Below are 21,998 nucleotides of genomic sequence, written 5' to 3'. Positions count from 1 at the left end.
GGAGGGTGACCTCCTGATCACCCGGTCCGCACAGCCTGATATTGCTTTTCAGGTCAGGCAGAGCACGACCAGCCGATCCTTTGGCTGCAATTCCAGATAGTCTTTCCTGGGGGGATTCAATTGCAGGTGGCGACCACGTTCATTGGCGCTGTGGCGAAAGACACCCAGGGCCAGTTCACCTTCAGACGCCACCGTCTTTTCCAGAACCTGAAACGTCGCACTGGCGGGCAAGGGGTAATCCGCGGGATCCCGGAACTGGATCTCGGCACCGCCCACGGTGAACAGCTCATCCAGCACGATTCGAAGCTCCCGCCGCAGGGCCACCTGGGCCAGAACATGACTCAGAATCATGGGGCTGATCATCATCTCACTCTGGTGCCCATCCAACAGATGCCGGTTGTCAGGGTCACTCAACTCCATGATCAGCTGAGGCCTCCGGGCAAAATCGGCCAGGATATCCTCGAGCTGGAGATACCCGACCATCGCCCGGGCATCGGCCTCCTCGCCGGAAGCCAGTCGGTCACTGCTAAGCAGGATCACGGTATCGTAGCCCGCCGGCCCAATCCTGCGCAGCTCACCCTCCACCATATAATCCGCCTCGATGTGTCGACAGGTCAGGCGGCCGGCATTCTCGACGTATTGGGCAATGGCCTGTTCCCGCTCGGCTTTCGGAACCACGGAAACAAGATCCACCTCAAAATGACGGTGCCCGTAGCTGAGAAATTCGGCGATCAGGCTGGGTACTCGTCGGTTCCAGCCCAACACCAGAACACGGTGGTTCGCCTGGTCGGCAGGCCGGTCGACGTGTATCGCGGGCCCTCTCACAAGCTCCGGCAAGGTTGCCCGTTTGGCATCCGGTTCTGTCTCGGAGTAATCCCGGGCCATGATAACCACCCGATCCGCCGGACCAATTCTCGCGTCTGAAGGTGCCAATAGCTGAACGTCCCAGCCTGCACCACGATGTTTCAAAAGCCCCAGAACGATTACCTCGGGGCGGGCGGACGCCAGCTCGCCAAGCGTCATGCCTGCCAACGATTCGCCGCCCCGGATATAGATTTCGTTCCCCTCACCGGCTGTAAGCAATTCGTTGAACACTTCCGACAGCCCGGGATGGAGAATGTTCTGAACCATCAAACGACTGATGGTGGCATCGCCGGCCACAACTTCCACTGCTCCGGGATAGGCCCGTTCAATCACCGGGAGCTTCCGGACGTCCTGGATCTCAGCCACGACGAAAGGCAGAGAAGCCTTGAAGTGCCTCGCCTGGGCGGCAATGGACAGCAGCGCCTTGACCGTTTCCACGTCCGAGGTCACCAGGCTGCCCGCTTCATGGGCGGCGCTGGGGACGATAACGGCGGCTGCATCCAGACAGGCCACCCGGTGCAGGGCATCCGGCTGGATTGCCGATCCTGAACGAAGGATGATCTGACGGGCTCTGCGCCCGATCCCGGGTTCACTCCTCAGTTCGTGAACCTGGGCGGCAGAAGCCTCCTCCGACAACACCACCAGGTTGAGCTTCTGGGCGTCATGCTTTTCCAGAAACCGCCGCATCCGGCCGCTGGAACCCAGCAACTCCGAGAGCAGCGGCAAGGTCTGGCTGGTCCACCCCAGCACCACCACATGGTTTTTCAGAGTCACCGGCGTGAGGCCCCGCTCGAGGTCCGCCATTTTGGCAATCAACCACCGAGTCAGGATGGCCACCAGAGTACCCATGAACACCACATAGCCGCTGATGGTAAGAAGCGTTGAGACGAAGCGCTGCCAGGTGCCAACATCGTCCCCCAGATAACCGGGGTCTGTCAGCCTCAGGAAGGCCCACCAGATCGCTGAGCCCGGCTCCTCGAAGTCCCCGCCCTGGGGAACCACCAAAAGGCCGCCGACCAGAGAGATCAGGCCGATAAAGACACCGACGACAAGAAGCTGAAACCCCGCCCCCTTTACCAGTTGGCGCTCCAGTATGAATTTCACGCGGTCGATCAGCCGGAAAGGCAGCATGGCGGTCCTCTGGTTCTGTGTGTTCTCGTAGTCTAAGGGTAAACTATCCAGAGGCTGCAGGAATCAACGTTTTATCGGGCGGGCTGATCAGCACGGGATTCCGGGTTGCTTATCAGACGCAACGCCTCATCAAGGGACGGCGTGAAACGGCTGACCCCCGGCACCGGTGCCACACCTGCACGAGCAAGGGTTCTCAAGGGCTGGAACTGGAGATCGGCAATGACAATCTGCGTGCCGTCCTGTTCGCAGGTGGCGATCAACTTGTTCAGAGCAGATAGCCCCCCGGCATCCAGAATCGTGACGCCATCCATATACAGGATGAACCCGCGGGCATTCCTGGACAGCTCGGCCAGTTCCCCGAAAATCCGGTCAGCAGCTGCAAAGAAAAGGGGGCCGTTAATCTTGAACACCTGCCAGCCATCAGGCAGGCCGAACTGAACGATCCGTTTGTTCAGGGTAATATCCGTCACTCTGGTCATCTGAGCCATTTCCCGCATGAACAGCACGGCCGCCAGCAAGACCCCGGTAGTAATCGCAATCACCATATCCAGTAAAACCGTGAGCGAAAAGCAAGTCAGAAAGACCAGGATGTCGCTGCGCGGGGCCGTTCTCAGCAGATGCAAAGACTTGGGTGCCTCGCTCATATTCCAGGCCACCATCACAAGAAGAGCCGCCATGGCCGGCATAGGCAGGTACGCCAACAGACCTGCCAGCGAAACCAGCGCCAGCAGCACCACCAGAGAATGAACCATTGCGGATACCGGGGACTCGGCGCCGGCCCGGTAGTTGGCTGCGGAGCGCGCAATGGCAGCCGTAGCGGTAATACCGCCAAAAAAGGGCGTGATGATGTTGCCCAATCCCTGCCCCATCAACTCACTGTTGGCGCTGTGGCGTTTGCCAGTCATGCCATCGAGCACCACCGCGCAGAGAAGCGATTCAATTGCACCCAGCATGGCAATGGCAAAGGCCGCGGGCAGCAGATCCTGGACCAGCGACCAGGTCAGCCCGATCGGCTCGCCCGACACCCCCGCCTGCTGCCAGGGCCAGGCAAATTCCGGCAGAAAGGGTGGAATACCTGCCCCCATCGAACCATTCGGCAACAGATAGCTGAACCTTGAACCGATGGTTTCGATGGCAGCGCCCTGTGTATTCAACCACAGTGCCAGAAGACTCCCGATCACCACGGCCGGCAGATGCGGCGGCACGGGTGTTTTTAGCCGGGGCCAGACCAGCATGACCGCGAGAGTGATGCCGGCAACCAGGGTACTCATACCATCAATCTCAGGAAGGGCGCCGACAAGCACGGCCAGCTTGTCCCAGTAATGTTCGGGCATATCCCCGACAGAGAGGCCAAGAAAGTCTCGGATCTGCAGAGTGGCAATCACCACCGCAATACCCCCGGTGAACCCCAAAGTTACAGACTCGGGAATGTATTCAATGAAGCGTCCCAGCCGCATCAGGGCCATGATGATCAGCAGAACGCCAGACATCAGGGTGGCCAGCAGCAAGCCACCGAGGCCGTAGGTCTGGGCAATCGGATACAGGATAACAACGAAGGCGGCGGTGGGGCCGGAGATACTGAACCGGCTGCCTCCGGTCAATGCGATCACGAAACCGGCAATAATGGCGGTGTACAGTCCGTACTGCGGCGCTACCCCACTGGCGATCGCCAGAGCCATGGCCAGTGGTATGGCAATAATGCCAACCGTGACACCGGCCATCAGGTCGCGCAGGAAACGACGGCCCCGGTACGGCTCATCAATACAGGCTTCCCGGAATGCGTGGGCCATCCGGAGTGAAAACAGGTGGGCGCGATGTGGCATAGCAGGGCTCGTTAATTGCAACTTTTACCTACAAACTATATGCTCATCATATCTGTATTCAATGTTAATCTGATTAACATACTTCGAAATCACCAGAGGTGAAGAACAACCCTATGGAAAACCGCACTGCCCGCCTGACGTTGCTGATCGATCCGGAAAAAAAGGCCGCCTTTGAGGAACTGTGCAAGCAGGAGGATGTAACACCCTCCCAGAGAGTACGCCAATTTATTCGGGAATATGTGGAAGAAAGATTGGGGCCGGACTGGCGCGAAGAACGCAAAAAAAGATCCTGACCGCGGTCGAAACGTAAGGACTACCATGAAACGTCTGTCGCCAGTCATGCTACTAGCCACACTGTCTGCCCTGAACGGATGCACCGCCATGCCTTCATCAAAAGTCCCGGATGCAATACTGACGGCACCGCAAACCCAGTACGATGCCCGGATAACAGACCCGGACAGCAACACCGCCCTGACTCTGGAACAGCTGGCGCAACGACTGACAGAGACCGATGTGGTAGTTGTTGGGGAATACCATGGACACCATGGCTCGCATCTTCTGCAATCCCGGCTTCAGACTGCAATGTATCAGCTTCGGCCAGCGCAAATTCTTACCATGGAACAGTTCAACCTGGACCGTCAGGATGAGCTAAATCGGTATCTGCAGGGAGAAACCGGCGAGACCGAAATGATTGAGGATGCCAGTGCCTGGGACAATTATCGCGCCTCCTATCGGCCACTGGTGGAGTTTGCACGCCGGCAGAATCTGCCCGTGATCGCGGCCAACGCACCAGCAGACGTTGTCCGCTGTGTCGGGCGTAGAGGCCCGGACTATCTCGACCGCATCTCAAACACTTTGAGACAGGAACTACCCACCGATCCCTTCATGGACACCCTTGCCTACCGGGAAAAGTTCATGGCTGCCATCGGCACCAGCCACCAGGCCGACAACACCATGAGCGAACGGATGGAGAATACCTACAAGGCTCAGTTGCTCCGGGACAACACCATGGCCACTCGCATTCTTCAGGCGCGGGCAGAGCATCCGGGACACCAGGTGCTGCACCTGACCGGCACGTTTCACAGTGAAGACGGCCTTGGAACCGTAGCACTGCTTAAACAGCGGGCACCGGAGATCTCTGTTGCCGTTGTCAGTCCGGTATTCTGGCGGTTGGAGGACAGCAAACAGCCACTGGAGCAGAATCGCGCTAAGGGTGATTTCATCTACTTTATCCAGCCCCTGCCCGATGAATTCCAGGACGCCGATCGGGAACGCGAAGCCATGAAGGCCCGCTTCCGCCAATCAACCGACAAGACCTGTGACTAGAAATCGCCGCTACCGGCCTGACAGGCCAGATTCCCGCTTAAGGGCCTCATCAAACATCGAAAGATCCTGATCGCTGAACAGGACAAACCGAACGAGATGAACAGACTTGAGTTCCTCCAGGGTGTCGGCAACCGCCTTCATGGCTACTGCGGCGGCATCCCGCACAGGATAACCAAAAACCCCGGTAGAGATGGCAGGAAAGGCAATGGACGCCAGCCCATGGCGGTCCGCCAGCAACAGGGCGTGATTGAAACACTCCGCCAACAAACGGTCCGATGGCTCATCGACCCCATAAACCGGCCCCAGGCAATGGATGACATGCTGGTTCGGCAGGTTGTGGGCAGAGCTGATTACGGCCTGGCCTGGACTTATGGGCGCCAGCGCCCGGCACTCCTCTGCCAATCCAGGGCCGGCGGCGCCGTGTATGGCGCCCGCCACGCCACTGCCAGGCAACAACTCGGCATTGGCAGCATTCACGATGACATCCATATCCTGCTGCGCGGCGATGTTGCCTTTGACGCACTCAACTTTCACAGCCGTCATGATTCCTCTCTTTTCGCTTGGGACGTGACACGCTAATCTTGATCATGACCTTCAGGATAGCAGCCATCAACCGGACGCTTTTCGGAACTTTCCGGTGACGTAATACAGGGACACCCCATGAAGCTTCTTGCCTCACTGATTCTCGGCATCAGCGCCATTATTTCCGCCGCCCTGATTGGTAATGGCCTTACTGACCTGCGCACCGGCGACCGCTATGTCACCGTCAAGGGTGTGGCAGAACGGGAGGTGAGTGCGGATCTCGCCTTGTGGCCCATCCGCTTTGTTGCGACCGGGGCATCACTGAGTGGGGCCCAGGACAAGGCCAGAAGCAGCCGGGATGCGATCATGGCGTTCCTGAAACTGCAGGCTATTGACGAGGATGCGGTCGAGCTCCAGCGCCTGGATGTAACCGATACCCGGGCCAATCCCTACCAGGCCAATAATGGCGAGCAGAAATTCATCATCAGCCAGACCCTTATGGTTCGCAGCACCGATATCGACCGAATCCGACAGGCGGCCCAGGCGGTCAGCGAACTGGTGGATTCAGGGGTGGTGCTATCTTCAGACTACGGCCCATCGGGCCCGACCTATCTGTTCAACCGCCTCAACGATATCAAGCCCGAGATGATTGCCGAAGCTACCGCGTCGGCTCGGGAAGCGGCCGCCCAGTTTGCCCAGGATGCCCAGGCGGAACTCGGGGGCCTGCGACGCGCCAATCAGGGCGTTTTCCAGATTCTCGCCCGGGATCAGGCGCCGGGCATCATGGAAGGGCAGCAACCGGTGAAGACCGTTCGGGTGGTCTCGACCGTCGAATACTATCTCAGGTAGCCCGCAGGCCTACTGGGTGGCCACCATCTCATCGGTCACCTGATACTCCCCCTGCAGCCAGCGCAAAATCTCACTGGCTGCAGGGTGGTCAAAAGCGTCGTAAGTGTGTTGCAGACTCTGCCGCTTTTCATCGCTGATCCGGCCAAGGCCGGCATCCTGCAGCACCAGTAAATCCGCATGCAACTGCGCAGCCAGCTCCCTGCCCAATACCTCCCGGGCCACGTGTCGGAACGCCTGACCGTATTGATAAAAGGGTCCGAGCCGATAGGATTCCGCCAGCGTAATCGCCGGGATTGCCGTCAAGGTTGGCTGCAGAGCCGGGTTGATACCATGGCCGGCCAGGTGCGCCGCGTTCGCCGCGGGTCGTCCGGTGAAGGCGCGCAGATGCAGGTGTTGTGACATCCGGTCACCATCGTTAACCGGGTAATTGTCCCAGAGTACCGGCTTGCGCCCGAGCAGATCCCCGATCCGTTTCAGATGGCCTGGAGAGACTTCCCGGGAACACACCTCCTCCCCGGTCCAAAACACATTCACCGAATGGTCCAGCTTGCGTCCCAGGGTTTCCAGGTAGTCCACCGGGCGCTCACCGAACACCCGGTCCAGCACCGGATCATCAGAATAGTAGCTGGGACAGACACTCAGATGCTTGATCTCGGTGTGTTCACGGATCCAGTGCACAATGTCCACCTGGGTGCTGGCCAGATCCGGAGTATCGGCCCGCATGTCGTCGAACAGAATCGCCAGCTCATCAATGCCAATACGTTCCAGTAAGGCGAGTTTGTTCGTCAGGGCTGCACGAGCCTCGTCGTCAAACCGATTGAATATCTCAAACGGGCTCAACCCAACCCCGAAACGCACCCCCTCATGCCGGCAGAAGCGCGAAAATTCCGCCAGTTCAGAGGCCGTTGCCGGTGGGTGGGGCTGCTGCCATTTGCGACGCAGGAAGGCATCGGCTTTAGGGGCATAAAGGTAAAACCCATACCCATGGGGTGCCAGAGCGCGGACCAATTGCCGGCGCTCCTGCCAGGTCCACATGGGACCGTAGAATCCTTCAATGATGCCAAGTGTCGTTGTCATGGCCAATTTCCGCTCCGCTGGTTCCCGGGCCCGGGTCAGGCACCCCACAACCTCCAATTTTGACTAGACTTACCGGTAATGCCAACTACAAACGATCCGCACGGCAAGGAGCAATTCAATGGAAATAAAAACCTTCGAGGACCTCATCGAATGGACGAGGCAACTGCATGCGCATCTGGCAAGGTGTCTGAAGGAGTCCGCAAAGCTCAACAACGATGAACGGTGCAGCGCATTACTCGACTATGTCGCCGGTCACGAAGCCATGCTCGAAAAAGCCGTTAAGGAGTTCGAGAAGCAGGCTGATCCCAAAGCCATGAACACCCGCATGTACGACTACCTTAATCACAAGCCAATCAAGGCCAGTGCCGACTCCTACACCCACTATGCCTCAATGTCATTTACAGACATCGCGAAAGAGATCTTCCAGTTCCATGATCAGGTGATGGATCTTTACGATTCACTGATCGGCAAGGCCGAAATCCCCGAAGCCAAGTCACTGCTTGAGGATTTGCTGTCCCTCGAAGAGCACGAGGCCATGCGGCTTTCGAGCCAGATCAGCCGGATGGACGACCTCTGATCCGTCGTACGACCAAGGTCGTACACCAAGCGGTTTTTGATTTCGTTTGTTAACGATAATTGCTAACGTGAACTAGCATCAAGAGTGGTTTTGCCCCAAACAGGGGAGGCCCTCGACCCACAAAAAAGATAAGAGGATAGAAGAGCAATGAAGATCCGTTCTGTTCTTTCCGCGGCTGTGCTGGCTGTGGCAACAACATTTGCCACCACACAGGCGCTCGCCCAAGAGACCTTTACACTCCGCCTTGCAGAAACCTGGGGACCAAATTTCCCGATTTTCGGTGACACCACCAAGCGGTTTGCCGAAAACGTCGAGAAAATGTCTGACGGACGCCTGAAAGTCCGAATCGATTCGTCCAACAAGCACAAAGCGCCCCTTGGCATCTTCGATATGGTCAAGGCTGGCCAGTACGACATGGGCCACTCCGCTTCCTACTACTGGAAGGGCAAGGTTCCAGAGACCCTGTTCTTCACCAGCATGCCGTTCGGCATGAATGCAATGGAGCAGTATGCCTGGTTCTACCACGGCGGCGGCATGGAGCTGATGCAGGAAGTCTACGAGCCCCACAACATGCTGTCTTTCCCGGGTGGTAACACCGGCGTTCAGATGGGCGGCTGGTTCCGCAAGGAAATCAACTCGCTGGAAGACCTCCAGGGTCTGAAGATGCGCATCCCCGGTTTCGCCGGTGAAGTCTTCGCAGAAGTTGGCGTTAACCCGACCAACATTGCTCCGGGCGAGCTGTACACAGCCCTGGAACGCAACACCATTGACGCGGTTGAGTGGGTAGGCCCGGCGCTGGATCTGCGTCTCGGTTTCCAGCAGATTGCTGACTACTACTACACCGGCTGGCACGAGCCCGCTACCGAACTTCAGTTCCTGGTAAACAAGCGGGTTTGGGAAAAGCTGCCGGCGGACCTGCAGGAAATCATGCGTGTCGCCATGCGCACTGCCTCCTACGACATGCTGGTTCACTCCCAGCACGCCAACGCCGAAGCCTGGGCCAACATTCGCGAGGAATATCCGAATGTCCAGATCAAGCGTTTCCCGGATGACATCTTCGACGCAATGTACGCGGCCAACAACAAACTGCTCGACGAAGCAGCGGCCGAAAGTGACATGGCAGCCAAGATCATCGAGTCCCAGCAGGACTACCTTGAGAAGAGCCGCGCTTACACCAACATTTCTGAGCGCGCCTACCTCAACACAATGGCAGAAGTCGAGTAAGATATAGGCTTTAACGGAGCCGGGATCGCTCTAGCAGTGATCCCGGTTTTGTCGTTTATAGCAACTGAAAAAACGCCAGTCCGCCTGGCGGGAGATCATCAATGCGGTGGATTATCAAACTGGACGACGGGCTTGCCCGGTTGTCCGTGTTCTGCGGCTGGGTTGCCTGTGTCGCAATGATACTGATGGCAGCCAACGTCTTTTACGACGTAGTGGCCCGCTACGCCTTTAACAACGTTTCGATCGGCATGCAGGAAATGGAATGGCACCTTTACTCGGTGGTATTCCTGCTTGGTATCCCGTACGCGCTAAGGACAGATGGCCATGTTCGGGTCGATGTTTTCTACACCCGCTGGAGCAACAAGGCCAAGGCCTGGGTCAACCTGATCGGCGCGTTCATTTTCGTCATTCCATTTGCCTATCTGATTGGCATTTACGGCTACGACTTTGCGATTGACTCCTACCAAATGGGTGAAGGCAGTGGCGACCCGGGCGGCCTGCCCCATCGGTGGATCATCAAGTCCGTGATCCCGGTCAGCGCCTTTTTCATCGGTGTAGCCGGCCTGAACATGGCTACGTACGCCCTGCGCGTAATGGCTGGCGACAAGGAATATGAAGGTGAACACAGCGCAGGAGGGCTCGCATGATCGGTATGATTATGTTCGGCGCGGCTCTGCTGCTGCTGATGCTGGGCTTCCCCGTAGCATTTACCTTCGGTGGCGTTGCGCTGTTTTTCGGTATTTTCGCCGAAGGCATGGATCTCTTTGCCTTCATGCCCTATCGCATCATGAGCGTGATGCAGAACACCGTACTGATGGCCGTTCCCCTGTTTATTTTCATGGGCGTGGTGCTCCAGCGGACGCGGCTGGCAGAACAGCTGCTGACGTCCATGGGCCGGCTGTTTGGCGGACTACCCGGCGGCCTGGCCATTTCGACCATCCTGGTCGGTGCGCTGCTGGCGGCTTCCACCGGTGTCGTGGGCGCCAGTGTTGTCGCTATGGGTCTGATCTCGTTGCCGGTCATGCTGGCGCACAAATACGACAAGCGGCTGGCCACTGGGACCATCTGTGCCTCCGGCACCCTCGGTCAGATTGTTCCGCCCTCGATCATTCTCATTATTCTGGGCGATGTCCTTGGCCTTCCGGTTGGTGATCTGTTCAAGGCCGCAGTTTGGCCAGGCGTTGTGCTGGTAGGCCTCTACATCACCTACATTCTGGTCCTGACCAGGCTCAAGCCTGAAACCGCCCCGGCGATGCCGGATGAACCCGGCGTTTCCCGCAAGAAGGAAGTCCTCAACGCCCTGCTGGCCATCATTCCGCCGCTGGCACTGATTGTGGTGGTTCTGGGATCGATCTTCACCGGCATTGCCACACCCACTGAATCATCCGCTCTGGGTGGCGTTGGTGCCGTGGTGCTGGCCATTATCTACCGCCAGTTCTCCTTCAAGATGGTGTGGGATGCATCCAAGGACACCGTCAAGGTGACCGCCATGGTCTTCGCGATCCTGATTGGTGCCACCGCCTTCTCCATGGTATTCAGCTACACCGGTGGCGACTACCTGCTGGAAGAGTGGCTGCTCCAACTGCCAGGTGAAAAATGGGGCTTTATCATCCTGGCCATGGCGGTCATCCTGGTACTGGGCTTCTTCATCGACTTCGTTGAGATCTCCTTTATCATCGTGCCGATCCTGGCGCCAGTGGCTGAAGCCATGGGTATCAACATGCTCTGGTTCGCCATCCTGATCGCGATGAACCTGCAGACCAGTTTCCTTACACCACCGTTTGGGTTCTCGTTGTTCTATCTGAAAGGCGTCGCACCACCGGAAGTGCGAACGACGGACATCTACAAAGGCGTCCTGCCCTTCATCCTGATTCAGGTGTTTGTTCTGGCGCTGATCGTGATCTTCCCCGAATGGTTCGGCATGAGCTCCTCTTACTAATCCAACCAGAATACCGGGCCTCAGGGCCCGGTATTTTTTTGCGCTCTCTCTACTCTTCGGTTTTTCTATCCGCATCATAGCTTTCCTCTATATAGCCCCAACCTGACAAAACCTGACTGTTTTCTATACTGAACGGACAACCGGCGATTCTCAGACTGGTATTCGGGAACCCTGGCGCGCGAACGGCGACAAAACATTGATGTTGAGGTTATCAAGGGAGAGCGGAGTCCATGAACCAGAGCACTGCCCAGAAAACCCGTGACAGCGGGCAAGAATCCAAAAGCCACGTGCTGACCTTGCCACTGGAAAACACCCACGTGGACCGGTCACCGCACACCTACGAGCGTTGGCTGATTGCCAAGCTGATGCGCATGGCAGGCTCGCCACCGCTCCGGTTCCGGCTCTGGAATGGGGATGTGATTGAACCGGAGGGTCAACACTCGCAATTTACTCTGCATCTGACCGACCCCAAGGCGCTTTACGCACTGGTCACCAACCCCAACCTGGCATTCGGGGATCTTTACAGTTCCGGCCGACTGGAGGTAGAGGGAGACCTGCCGGACCTGATGGAGGCTCTTTACCGTTCGGTTCACCAGGCGCGCCAGAAATGGCCGAAATGGCTGGAAGCGCTGTGGCGCAATCACAACCCCCGCTCCACCGGCATCTCCGAGGCAAAGGAAAACATCCATCACCACTACGACCTGGGTAACGAGTTCTACCAGCACTGGCTCGACAGTGCCGAAATGCAATACACCTGCGCCTATTACGAGAGCCCCGACCTGACACTCGAACAGGCCCAGTTGGCAAAGCTGGAGCACGTTTGCCGCAAGCTCCGACTCAAACCGGGCATGACCGTAGTTGAGGCTGGTTGTGGTTGGGGCGGGCTGGCCCGCTACATGGCCCGCAATTACGGCGTCAAAGTTCATTCCTATAACATCTCACGGGAACAATTGGTCTATGCTCGTGAAGAAGCCCGCAAGCAAGGGCTAGATCATCTGGTGGAATACGTTGAAGACGACTACCGCAATATCAACGGCCAGTATGATGCCTTCGTATCTATCGGGATGCTGGAACACGTGGGTAAGGAAAACTTCAAAGCTCTGTCCGAGCTGATCAAGCGAAGCCTGAAACCCGATGGCATCGCCCTGCTACACAGCATTGGCCGCAATCGCCCTATGCTCATGAATGCCTGGATCGAAAAGAGAATCTTCCCCGGCGCCTACCCACCGAGCATCGGTGAATTCATGGAGATCTGCGAGCACGGTGATTTTTCGGTGCTGGATGTAGAGAACCTGCGCCTGCATTACGCCCAGACACTGAGCCACTGGATGGAGCGGTTCAACGAGAACGAAGACAAGGTAACCGCCATGTATGACGGCCACTTTACCCGTGCCTGGCGCATGTATCTGGCCGGCTCCATCGCTGCCTTCCGGGCAGGCTCCCTGCAGCTATTCCAGGTGGTCTTCAGCCACGGTGATAACAACAAACTGCCGCAAAGTCGACAGTATCTCTACGACTTCCCTGCCGCACCTGAGGAGGCCTGATGGACTATTACGACCTGATCATCGTCGGCGCCGGCCCTGCCGGCTCCACCCTGGCCAGCGCCCTGGAAAACAGCGGCAAAAAAGTGCTGATCATCGACAAGCAGGACTTCCCACGGGACAAGACCTGTGCGGGCTGGGTGACCCCCGCCGTCATGGAAACCCTGAAGCTTAATCCCGATGAGTACTCAAAGGAGCGAACCCTCCAGCCCATTCGTCGTTTCCGCATCGGGATGATGGGTCAGCCGGCCGTGGAAAACGATCATGGCGATGTGGTCAGTTATGGCATCCGACGGTGTGAGTTCGACGACTACCTGCTCAGCCGTGTCAACGGCCCCAAGCAGCTGGCCACGCCGGTCAAATCCATCGTCCGTCGAGAGGGCAACTGGGTGGTCAACGACACCTGGGAAGCGCCCCTGGTGGTCGGGGCCGGCGGCCACTTCTGCCCGGTTGCCAGATTGCTTGGCGAAGGCCCCGGCAGCCATGAGACCGTGGTGGCCGCCAAAGAGGTTGAGTTTGAAATGACGCCGGAGCAGGCCTCAGCCTGCGAGGCCCGCGGCGATACACCGGAGCTCTGGTTCTGCCGCGATCTCAAAGGGTACGCCTGGGTGTTCCGTAAGGGCAATTTCCTGAATATTGGTCTGGGCCGGGAAGACAACCACAAGCTTACCGGGCATCTGGAGGCCTTTGTTGAAACAATGAAGTCAACGGGGCGTATTCCGGCGGATCTGCCGGGCCGTTTCAAGGGCCATGCCTATCTTCTATACGCCCATGCCGACAGGCCACTGGTGGACGACGGTGTCATGTTGATTGGCGATGCTGCTGGCCTCGCCTATACCCAGAGCGGTGAGGGCATTCGGCCAGCAATCGAATCTGCACTGCTTGCCGCGGATGTCATTCGGAATGCGCCGGACTATTCAGCGTCCTCATTGCAGGTATACGGCGATGCCATTGCCGAACGCTTTGGCACCCGGGCCTCGGAGGCAGATCAGGGCTGGCAGGTGCCTGACTGGGTCAAGATGCCGCTGGCCAGTAGCCTGATGCGCTCGCACTGGTTTACAAGAAAGGTGGTAACAGAGAAGTGGTTCCTGCATCAGGAAGTGCCGCCACTGCAAGTCGCAGTCTGAGGATGGCAACAAAAACCCGGAAGCGCCAATACCGATGCTCCCGGGTTGCTTTCGGGCCCTGAACTCAGTTCGCCGTCAGTTCGATGACGTCAATACCGTACAGGGTGGTGGTTCCACTGATTTCATTACCCACCGCCAGCAATGGCTGCCCATTTGGGCTGTCTTCTGCGGCGATAAATGCGACACCTTCCGGTCCAAGATCACCGGCCATACCCGCCTGCAAATCCGCATCCGACACCGAAAAATCACGGTTATTCAGGTACTGGACGAACTCCGGATTCTGGGGGTTGGTCACGTCGTAGACCATAATCCCGCCAATCCGCTCAAGACCGATAAACGCAAAGGTCTGTCCGTTGATCTTGCCAACCGTTACCGCCTCCGGCTCAGGCCCCTTGTCATCAGAGCGGTTATCGAAATTGTTCTCGTCATTGGTGGCATTGAAATTGTCCGGCAGGAGACTGGCGGTGATGCGTTCGAACTCGCTGCCACTGTCGAAGACCCGCTTGCCATCGGCTGACCAGATGGAGAATGACCGGGCGCCATAGGTGTAAATTTCGTTGTATTCGCAGTCAACCTCTACATCCGTAGCCAGATCACTGGGATCACAGCCATTGCTAACGCCCATGGTAGAGGTCACCTTGATCCGACCAAGGTTCTCATCCAACTGAAGATCAGCCGCATTCGGAAAAGCCGCGGCATCCAGGGTCAAATCACCCAGTCGGAACTCTTCGGAGAAACCATCATAATCCCTGGAATCTCCTTCATTGGCGGTGATGTAGTACGTCTTGCCATTGTAGCCGTAGCTGGTCATCGAATCCGGCATATACATGCCCTTGACCGGCCAGTTCCGGATATTGATGCCGCTGTCCCGATTACTGGCGTCCAGCTCGTTGCCAATCACACTGTGGTCTTTGAAGCCCAGCGGAAGGATCGCATTGATCACACCGGCTTCAATATCGAGTTCGGCAACCGCATTGTTTTCCTGCAGGGCGACCCACGCGGTCTGGTTGTCCAGTGAGACGGCAATGTACTCCGGCTCCATGTCCTGAGCCACGGATGCGCCCGGGCCAAACACCCGGACACCGCTGGCTTTCAGGGCTACCTCGTCGGCATTGAACCCTTCGAAACCCGCGGTGGTTACTGTGGCGCCGGCAACGCCCGCCGACAGATCAATAATGCTGACGGATCCGACCGGGTCATTGGTGTAGTCGTCGCTGGGCTCACCCTCGTTGGCGACCAGCACTTTCATACCGTCACGGGTAAAGGTGACCATATCGGGGAGCGCGCCAACAGTGGCCTCGCCGACTTTGCCAAGGTCTGTGGTGTTGTAGAACACGACTTTACCGTTGTCCTGCTTGGTTTCCGCCTCAATGGCCACCGCCACCAGGTCGCCGTAGACAGCCACGCTGTTGGCCGAAGCGCCCTCGGCCGTGGCATCAATGGTCTGCAAAAGAACCGGCTGGGAGGGATCCTGAATATCGAGCACGTCCACGGTGGATGCCCCGGCATTCACAACGAACAGACGCTGATTGGCCTTGTCGTGGGCAAGGATCTCGGCAGCCCCCACGTCAAATACATCGCCGGGGGCCTTATAGGTTCCCAGCACATTGAGTTCGATCAACGATTTACTGGTGCCGTTTGCCCCATCCGCGCCATCGTTACCGTCATCGGTACAGGCGCTCAGGCCCAGCATGGAAGAAACTATGGCTGCGGACAGCAGGGTTTTTCGGAACATGACAACGTGCCTCTGGGTTAGCTTGATGTAGAGAATCCCTACACACGCTAGGTCAAAGGCGTGACATTTCGGCGTCAGTTCCGAGTCACTAAGGTTACGAATTGATGAAAAGGACAAAAAATGGCGACCCAGAGGTCGCCATTCATTCAGTTCGCTCGACTCAGTGACCGAGATAGCTGCGATACATCCAGACCGTCTTCTCCTGCTGGGAAATGTAGTCGCTCATCAGGGCAACGGTGCCCTCATCTTCCGCTTCACCGGCCAGGCTGAGCAGTGCACGCTGTTTGCCGATCAGCTTGGCAAAACTTTCCACGATGTTCCCCATCGCTTCCTTGCCGTCGGACACATCCTTCCGCTCCGGCACTTCAGAGCGCTCAATGTAGGTGCTGTAAGCGTGAGCCGGTCGATGGCCCAAAGTGAGCACACGCTCGGCAATCTCATCAATCTTGAGCAGCAGGTCGTCGTAGAGCTCCTCGAACTTCACGTGCAGCTCGAAGAAGTTGTCGCCCTTGATGTTCCAGTGATACCCACGCACGTTCATGTAAAAAATCTGGTAGTTGGAAAGCAGATCATTCAGAGAGTCAGCGAGCTTTGCCGTTTTCTCGGTATCAAGACCAATAAAATTCTTACCCATAACGCATCTCCTTGGCAGTTATGTATTTGCGATTGCTGGAACTATAAGCCCAATCGCCGAACGCGAGGAAGTTTAGTTTGCTAATCTCGGCGATAGTAATGCTGCATAACTCTATGTGAACCGCCAAAAAGATAGCTCCACGCTATCGAACTTCTCAATGCAATTCATTTAACACTCATTCTCACCCGGCGTTTAATTGCAGTATCAACGATCGATACCGGAGACAACCATGAGCGCGTTAAAACTGTTCGTACACAACCATGGCACGAATGGCGACCAGTCGCTGATCAAGACGGTAACTTTCGCCCTCACTCATTTCACCGTCGCCTTTACCGTGGCTTACCTGCTCACTGGTGACCTCCTGATCGGAAGCCTGATCGCCATGGTAGAACCGGCAATAAACACGGTGGCCTATTTCTTCCATGAAAAGATCTGGGCCCGCCGTCAGCGTGATACAAGGGCTTCAACGGCACCTGTAATTCACACCCAGGCCCACACCTGTTGATTCCGATCAAGGGTCGGTTCAGACGCCCGGCCCACAATCGGTGCAGCCCTCTTCTGGCGCCGGTCCGATATTGAGGTTGCGGTTTAGATCTTTCAGGGCAGTCCTCAATCCTTCCTCAATGACCGGATGGTAAAACGGCATTTCCAACATTTCGGTGACCGTCAGTCTTCGCTGGGCGGACCATGCAAGCAGATGGGCAATATGCTCCGCCGCCGGGCCAAACATCTCCGCGCCCATAAAGAGCCCACTGCCATGTTCACCATAAACTCTCAGTAAACCCCGGTTTTTGCCGATCACCCGACTGCGGCCCTGATCCTCGAAGGACACCTCTCCCACGGCGAAACAGCCTCGACAACGCTCGTTCACTTCGTGAATGGTCAACCCGACCGTCGCAATCTGCGGATCGGTGAAAACCACAGCCAACGGCGTCCGGCGAAGGCCGGTTCGTACCTCCGGGTATGAGGCAGCATTGTCGCCCGCGATCCGGCCCTCGTCGGCCGCCTCATGCAACAGCGGCAAACTGTTATTGGCATCGCCGGCGATGAATATGTGGCTCTGGCCACAACGCAGGGTATGGGGATCAAACAGGGGCATGCCCTTTTCATCCAGCTCGATACCGGCATTCTGGATGTCCAACCCGTCAACGTTGGGCCGACGCCCGGTTGCCGCTAACAGGTAATCGAAGGTTTCCGTCGTTTCACCGGCAGTGCCATTCGCAAAGGTAATGGCAACACCGTCTTCGACTCGCTCAACTTTCGTTACATCCGAATCCGGGGCCAGCGGAAATTCGTTGTTAAACATTTTCAGTGCGTAGTCTCGAATGGTGTCATCCTGGATCGGACCGACCGCGCCGCCAACCCCGAACATACGGACCCGCACGCCCAGTCTGCTAAGGGCCTGCCCAAGCTCAAGACCAATTACGCCCGGACCGAACACCGCGACCGAGTCGGGGAGATCCTGCCATTCGAAGATATCGTCGTTTACCACCAGCCGGTCCTTGGCTTCAGTCAGAAACCCGGGAATGTTGGGCCGGGAACCGGTCGCGATGATGATCCGGACGGCCTCAACCTCGAGGTTGCCGTCAACCATCAGGCGATTCGGGCCGATAAATCGGGCGTGGCCCTTCAGACGGTGCGCTTCCGGAAACTTCTCAACCGAGTCAATCACCGAAGAGACGAAACGGTCCCGCTCAGTTCGCACCCGTTCCATAACCCGCGTGCCATCAATCCTGATACCTCCGGCAGACACACCAAAGAGATCCCCAAGCTGCATCTGATGGGCATTTTCGGCGGCGGCAATCAGCAATTTGCTGGGCATACACCCGACTCTGGCGCAGGTGGTCCCGTACTGATTGCCCTCGATTAACACGACCTTGTCAGTCGCTTTGCGCACACGCTGGTAAGCCACCATACCGGCGGTACCAGCTCCGATAATGGCAACGTCTACGGCTCGCTTTTCCATACAAGGTCTCCAGACAGGCATTCCCGGCATCGGGGAACAGGGAAGATTGGGAAGGGTGTGAACACAGTATAGAAGCCGTGGCAAGTTTCACCCACAGCGTGAAAAAAGCATGGATTCGGCCTATGCTGTCAGACTTTTCAGCCAACGGCAGGCACAGGAAAGGAGTTGGGGATATGCAGAGTTACTGGCCGGAATTTCTGACAGTCGCCCTTGTCCACTTGCTGGCAGTGGCAAGTCCGGGGCCGGATTTTGCCGTGATGCTCAGACAGGCACTCTGCCAGAGCCGGAGGAACGCGCTGCTAACGGCCATCGGCATCGGTGGTGGAATTCTTGTGCATGTTTGCTATTCCCTATTGGGGATTGGCCTGCTGATCCAGCAATCGATCATGCTCTTTAATGTGCTCAAGGTACTGGGAGCCCTCTACCTTGCCTGGATTGCCATACAGTGTCTGCGGGCCCGGGCCGGTGGCGTTCATGTGGATCAGGACCCGACCGGTGGACAATCCGGTCTCGCAGCCCTGCGACTGGGCTTTCTGACCAATGCTCTGAATCCCAAGGCAACGCTGTTTTTTGTCTCCCTGTTCTCTGTTGTGATCAGCCCCGGCACGCCCATCGCGCTCCAGGCCGGCTACGGCATTTACATGGCCCTGGCCACCGGGCTCTGGTTTGCCATGGTTGCCGTTTTCTTTACCCTGCCCCGGGTCCGCCGGGGGTTTAACCGGTTTGGCCACTGGCTCGACCGGCTGATGGGAGGCGTTCTGTTGTTGCTGGCCGGCCAACTGCTGCTGTCTACAGTGAGCGGATCAGAGCCTCCGTCTGGGCCCATCCCAGACACGGATCGGTAATCGAACAGCCGTAACGCAGGTCTTCGCCATCGTCCTGGCGGCCCGGCTCCAGGAAGCTTTCCAGCATCAGGCCGCGGATATGGCGGTTGCCGGCACGGCGCTGGGCTATCACTTCCCGGGCGATATCCAGCTGTCGCTCGGCCTGCCTACAAGCATTATCATGGCTACAGTCCACCATCACCGTTGTGGACAATCCCGCTTCCACCAGGCTGCCAACGGCTTGCTCAATACTTGCCGCATCGTAGTTGGTAATGCCGCGACCACCGCGCAACACCAGGTGGGTGTCAGGATTCCCCCGAGTGGTAATCATGACCGGCGCCCCGGTAGCAGACACGCCAAGGTGATGATGGGGATGCGAGGCCGACTTCATGGCATTGGTTGCCGCGGCAATGCCGCCATCCGTGCCGTTCTTGAAGCCGGTCGGCATCGGCAGTCCACTGACCATTTCGCGGTGAACCTGCGACTCGGTGGTCCGAGCACCAATAGCCGTCCAGCTCACCAGATCTCCCAGGTAATCCATGGCGAAGGGGCTCAGAGCCTCCGTGGCCAGGGGCAACCCCATGGCGGCCAGGTTCAGCAACAAGCGGCGGGAACGGCGCAGCCCTTCATTCAGATCTCCCGCTCCGGTGCGCTCAGGATCGTACAGCAGCCCTTTCCAGCCGACCGTGGTTCGGGGCTTCTCCAGATACGCCCGCATAACGATCAAGAAACGGTCACTGACCTCATCCGCCAGCGCCTTCAGCTTCTCCCCGTACTCAAGGGCAGCCACTTCGTCGTGGATGGAGCAAGGCCCCATCACGATCAGGGTTCTGCAGTCGTTACCTTGCAGAATCCCTCGGATTGCCTGCCTCTGCTCGTCTACCCGCCGGACGACAGAGTCGCTGGCAGGCATCTGCAACTTGAGCTCCGCCGGCGTTGGCAGAACCACTTCCTCTCTGTGGCTGAGTGGTGACTCCGCTTCCTGGTGCGACAGCTCAGTGTTCAAGGGCATGTTCATGTCAGTGTTTCCGTTTCCCTGGGTCAGAATCAAAAAAGCCCCGGCTGGGCTACCAGTCGGGGCTTTTTGAGTCCGGTGGCAGCCTGGGTGTTCTGCCGGGCTGCCTTCCTCGTTATTCGGTCGATGAAGATGCTATGGGCGGCCCCGGCTCTGGCTAAAATAAAAGCCATAACCAAACCACCAGAAAAACACAGCAGCGACTGCAGCCGCCGGCTTGGTGCCGAAAGCTTGCAAAACATTCAATTGACAGGTCGCGTGTGTCGTCTTCATGCTTTTCAATATATACCCCCGGTTTTCACCTTGGCAACCCGTGTGTCGGAGTTTTTTCAATACCGACGGAAGGATTGGGAGCACTCAATGGCCATTTTTTTTCGAAGATACCCTCTGCAGCTTGTTCTGGTTCTATTGCTGGGGCTTTTTTCCAGCCAGGCTCTGGCCCAGGCGGAATCCCGCGTTTACCAGCTCAATAACAGACCGGGCGACGATGTGGCCGTGCAGATCCGCGAACTCTATCAAAGCTCGCCGATGACCGTGACCGCCCGAGGCCAACAATTGGTGGTGCGCGGTGAACCTGACCTGCTGGACGAAATCGGACGGCTTGTTGAGACACTGGACGTGGCGCCAGTCCAGATCCGCATCACCGTTCGCTCCAGAACAGATAGCGGCGGCAAGCGCTCAGGTGCCGGCATTTCCGCTTCCGGAGGTCAGGCCGAAATATCGGCGGAGCGTCGGGTTACCACCACCGGCAGCGCCCAGGAACGAACACTGATTATGCAGGATGGCCAGTCGGCGCACATTACCTCAGGCCAGGTCCGGACAATTCCGGTTGCCGTTCGCGGTGGCCGGAACCCTGCAGCCTTCCTGCAACAGGTCGAGACTCGCAGCGGGTTCCTGGTCAGCCCCCAGGTAATTTCCGATCAGGCGGTAGAATTGAGCATTGTCTCATTCGAAGAGGAACCGGCAAACCTGGACGGTTATGAAACGGAGGCCGTCGTCACCATTCGGCGGGTGGAACCCGGACAGTGGGTGTCACTCGGCAGCACAGCGACCCGGTCAACCCAGGAACGGAGCGGCATTACTTATCAGGTGAACAGCAGTCGGTCCGATAATCGGAGCTTTGAAGTGCGGGTCGATCTTCTGCCCTGACGTCAGGCGTGTCGTTTGCCCAGAAGAATCTGCTTGGCTTCATTAAGTTTGGCTGCCAGGTAGTCGTTTCCGCCGCGGTCCGGGTGAAGCTTTTGCATCAGCCGGCGATGAGCCATCACGATCTCCTCTTCGGTACAGCCGGCTTTCACACCGAGGATATCGCAGGCCTCACGCTCTGACATCTGGCCAGTGAGATCCGTGCCCGGGCCAGAGTGATCGTTCGTCTGCCCTCGCCTTTCTCCCCGCTGCTTCCCTCCCATGAATCGGTTGATCTCCGGAGCAAATTTCAGCAAGGCTGGAAGCTTGCGCAACAGCGGAATCACGGCTGCCACAGCCGCGGTAAGTACATGAATCCGACCGGTCAGCACCATGAACACCAACAAGGCGCCGCCAATCACCAGGACAACTTTCCAGGTGGCCGCCTTTTTCTTTTCAGCGGATAACGCGCCCCACTGTTTCAGAATCACAAACACGGCGGCTGCCAACGCGATTCCCAGAATCCACTGCATGGTTGATCCTCACCCTGAATATCGTCGTAATTCTGTCACCGACGCCTGCTATATTACCAGTGTCCCGTGCGTAAACCGTTTACCGCGAATGCCACCATGACATTCATCAAAATCAGTGCCTCCAAGCCTAGATAGAAATACCTACAACCCGGTGACAATCGCGACC

21 protein-coding genes are annotated in these 21,998 nt (G+C 57.5%); 12 read left to right on the top strand and 9 right to left on the bottom strand.

The features are described 5' to 3' along the window. Positions 1-48 precede the first annotated feature (48 nt). Complete coding sequence (locus FMN52_RS11720) at positions 49-1,995, bottom strand: ion channel DMI1 (protein ID WP_148608785.1); 1,947 nt, start codon at positions 1,993-1,995, stop codon at positions 49-51. A gap of 71 nt (positions 1,996-2,066) precedes the next feature. Then, complete coding sequence (gene dauA / locus FMN52_RS11715) at positions 2,067-3,818, bottom strand: C4-dicarboxylic acid transporter DauA (RefSeq protein WP_148608784.1); 1,752 nt, start codon at positions 3,816-3,818, stop codon at positions 2,067-2,069. Positions 3,819-3,931: 113 nt separating this feature from the next. On the opposite strand from dauA, the gene FMN52_RS11710 reads away from it, so the two are divergent. Further along, a complete protein-coding gene (locus FMN52_RS11710) occupies positions 3,932-4,111 on the top strand; it encodes a CopG family transcriptional regulator (RefSeq protein ID WP_148608783.1) in 180 nt (59 codons plus the stop codon). Between the two features lie 25 nt (positions 4,112-4,136). Further along, positions 4,137-5,144, top strand: a complete 1,008-nt coding sequence (locus tag FMN52_RS11705) for a ChaN family lipoprotein (RefSeq protein ID WP_240339469.1) — start codon at positions 4,137-4,139, stop codon at positions 5,142-5,144. A gap of 9 nt (positions 5,145-5,153) precedes the next feature. On the opposite strand, the gene FMN52_RS11700 is transcribed toward FMN52_RS11705, so the two are convergent. After that, positions 5,154-5,687 carry a macro domain-containing protein gene (locus FMN52_RS11700; protein WP_148608782.1) on the bottom strand — a complete coding sequence of 178 codons (534 nt, stop codon included), beginning with the start codon at positions 5,685-5,687 and terminating at the stop codon, positions 5,154-5,156. A gap of 117 nt (positions 5,688-5,804) precedes the next feature. Between FMN52_RS11700 and FMN52_RS11695 the strand changes: the two genes are divergently transcribed. Beyond that, positions 5,805-6,515, top strand: coding sequence for an SIMPL domain-containing protein (locus FMN52_RS11695; RefSeq protein ID WP_148608781.1), 711 nt, complete (start codon positions 5,805-5,807; stop codon positions 6,513-6,515). Between the two features lie 9 nt (positions 6,516-6,524). On the opposite strand, the gene FMN52_RS11690 is transcribed toward FMN52_RS11695, so the two are convergent. After that, positions 6,525-7,592 carry a beta-N-acetylglucosaminidase domain-containing protein gene (locus FMN52_RS11690; RefSeq protein WP_148608780.1) on the bottom strand — a complete coding sequence of 356 codons (1,068 nt, stop codon included), beginning with the start codon at positions 7,590-7,592 and terminating at the stop codon, positions 6,525-6,527. Positions 7,593-7,710: 118 nt separating this feature from the next. Between FMN52_RS11690 and FMN52_RS11685 the strand changes: the two genes are divergently transcribed. The 6 genes from FMN52_RS11685 (at position 7,711) to FMN52_RS11660 (ending at position 14,000) form a co-directional block, all read left to right on the top strand. Then, a complete protein-coding gene (locus tag FMN52_RS11685; protein WP_148608779.1) occupies positions 7,711-8,169 on the top strand; it encodes an ATPase in 459 nt (152 codons plus the stop codon). A 147-nt stretch (positions 8,170-8,316) separates the two neighbouring features. Next, on the top strand, positions 8,317-9,393 hold the full coding sequence (locus FMN52_RS11680; protein WP_148608778.1) for a TRAP transporter substrate-binding protein: 1,077 nt from the start codon (positions 8,317-8,319) through the stop codon (positions 9,391-9,393). A gap of 101 nt (positions 9,394-9,494) precedes the next feature. Next, a complete protein-coding gene (locus FMN52_RS11675; protein ID WP_148608777.1) occupies positions 9,495-10,040 on the top strand; it encodes a TRAP transporter small permease subunit in 546 nt (181 codons plus the stop codon). Next, complete coding sequence (locus tag FMN52_RS11670; protein WP_148608776.1) at positions 10,037-11,332, top strand: TRAP transporter large permease subunit; 1,296 nt, start codon at positions 10,037-10,039, stop codon at positions 11,330-11,332. The genes FMN52_RS11675 and FMN52_RS11670 overlap by 4 nt, the downstream gene beginning before the upstream one ends. A 230-nt stretch (positions 11,333-11,562) precedes the next feature. After that, complete coding sequence (locus tag FMN52_RS11665) at positions 11,563-12,876, top strand: cyclopropane-fatty-acyl-phospholipid synthase family protein (RefSeq protein WP_148608775.1); 1,314 nt, start codon at positions 11,563-11,565, stop codon at positions 12,874-12,876. Then, positions 12,876-14,000 carry an NAD(P)/FAD-dependent oxidoreductase gene (locus FMN52_RS11660; protein ID WP_148608774.1) on the top strand — a complete coding sequence of 375 codons (1,125 nt, stop codon included), beginning with the start codon at positions 12,876-12,878 and terminating at the stop codon, positions 13,998-14,000. Before FMN52_RS11665 ends, FMN52_RS11660 begins: the two co-directional genes overlap by 1 nt. 64 nt (positions 14,001-14,064) lie before the next feature. Here the strand turns inward: FMN52_RS11660 and FMN52_RS11655 are convergent, their stop codons facing one another. Beyond that, the gene (locus FMN52_RS11655) at positions 14,065-15,735 is read right to left on the bottom strand and encodes a choice-of-anchor I family protein (protein WP_148608773.1); all 1,671 of its coding nucleotides are present in this window, start codon (positions 15,733-15,735) and stop codon (positions 14,065-14,067) included. 160 nt (positions 15,736-15,895) lie between these two features. Then, positions 15,896-16,369 carry a Dps family protein gene (locus FMN52_RS11650; RefSeq protein WP_148608772.1) on the bottom strand — a complete coding sequence of 158 codons (474 nt, stop codon included), beginning with the start codon at positions 16,367-16,369 and terminating at the stop codon, positions 15,896-15,898. 229 nt (positions 16,370-16,598) lie between these two features. On the opposite strand from FMN52_RS11650, the gene FMN52_RS11645 reads away from it, so the two are divergent. After that, positions 16,599-16,874, top strand: a complete 276-nt coding sequence (locus FMN52_RS11645) for a DUF2061 domain-containing protein (RefSeq protein WP_148608771.1) — start codon at positions 16,599-16,601, stop codon at positions 16,872-16,874. Positions 16,875-16,892: 18 nt separating this feature from the next. On the opposite strand, the gene FMN52_RS11640 is transcribed toward FMN52_RS11645, so the two are convergent. Next, entirely contained in the window at positions 16,893-18,335 is a 1,443-nt protein-coding gene (locus FMN52_RS11640; protein WP_148608770.1) for a dihydrolipoyl dehydrogenase, read from the bottom strand. Positions 18,336-18,508: 173 nt separating this feature from the next. On the opposite strand from FMN52_RS11640, the gene FMN52_RS11635 reads away from it, so the two are divergent. Beyond that, a complete protein-coding gene (locus tag FMN52_RS11635; protein WP_148608769.1) occupies positions 18,509-19,180 on the top strand; it encodes a LysE family transporter in 672 nt (223 codons plus the stop codon). Here FMN52_RS11635 and FMN52_RS11630 read toward each other — a convergent pair. Then, complete coding sequence (locus tag FMN52_RS11630; protein ID WP_148608768.1) at positions 19,125-20,177, bottom strand: 3-deoxy-7-phosphoheptulonate synthase; 1,053 nt, start codon at positions 20,175-20,177, stop codon at positions 19,125-19,127. The two genes, FMN52_RS11635 and FMN52_RS11630, sit on opposite strands and share 56 nt — an antisense overlap. Before the next feature lie 357 nt (positions 20,178-20,534). On the opposite strand from FMN52_RS11630, the gene FMN52_RS11625 reads away from it, so the two are divergent. Beyond that, complete coding sequence (locus FMN52_RS11625) at positions 20,535-21,323, top strand: secretin N-terminal domain-containing protein (RefSeq protein ID WP_148608767.1); 789 nt, start codon at positions 20,535-20,537, stop codon at positions 21,321-21,323. A gap of 2 nt (positions 21,324-21,325) precedes the next feature. Here FMN52_RS11625 and FMN52_RS11620 read toward each other — a convergent pair whose 3' ends face one another. After that, on the bottom strand, positions 21,326-21,832 hold the full coding sequence (locus tag FMN52_RS11620) for a DnaJ domain-containing protein (protein ID WP_148608766.1): 507 nt from the start codon (positions 21,830-21,832) through the stop codon (positions 21,326-21,328). Positions 21,833-21,998: the final 166 nt, after the last annotated feature.

It is taken from the genome of Marinobacter sp. BW6 (genome assembly GCF_008107725.1).
GTDB lineage: Bacteria > Pseudomonadota > Gammaproteobacteria > Pseudomonadales > Oleiphilaceae > Marinobacter.
This window is presented reverse-complemented; position numbering and strand designations above follow the sequence as displayed.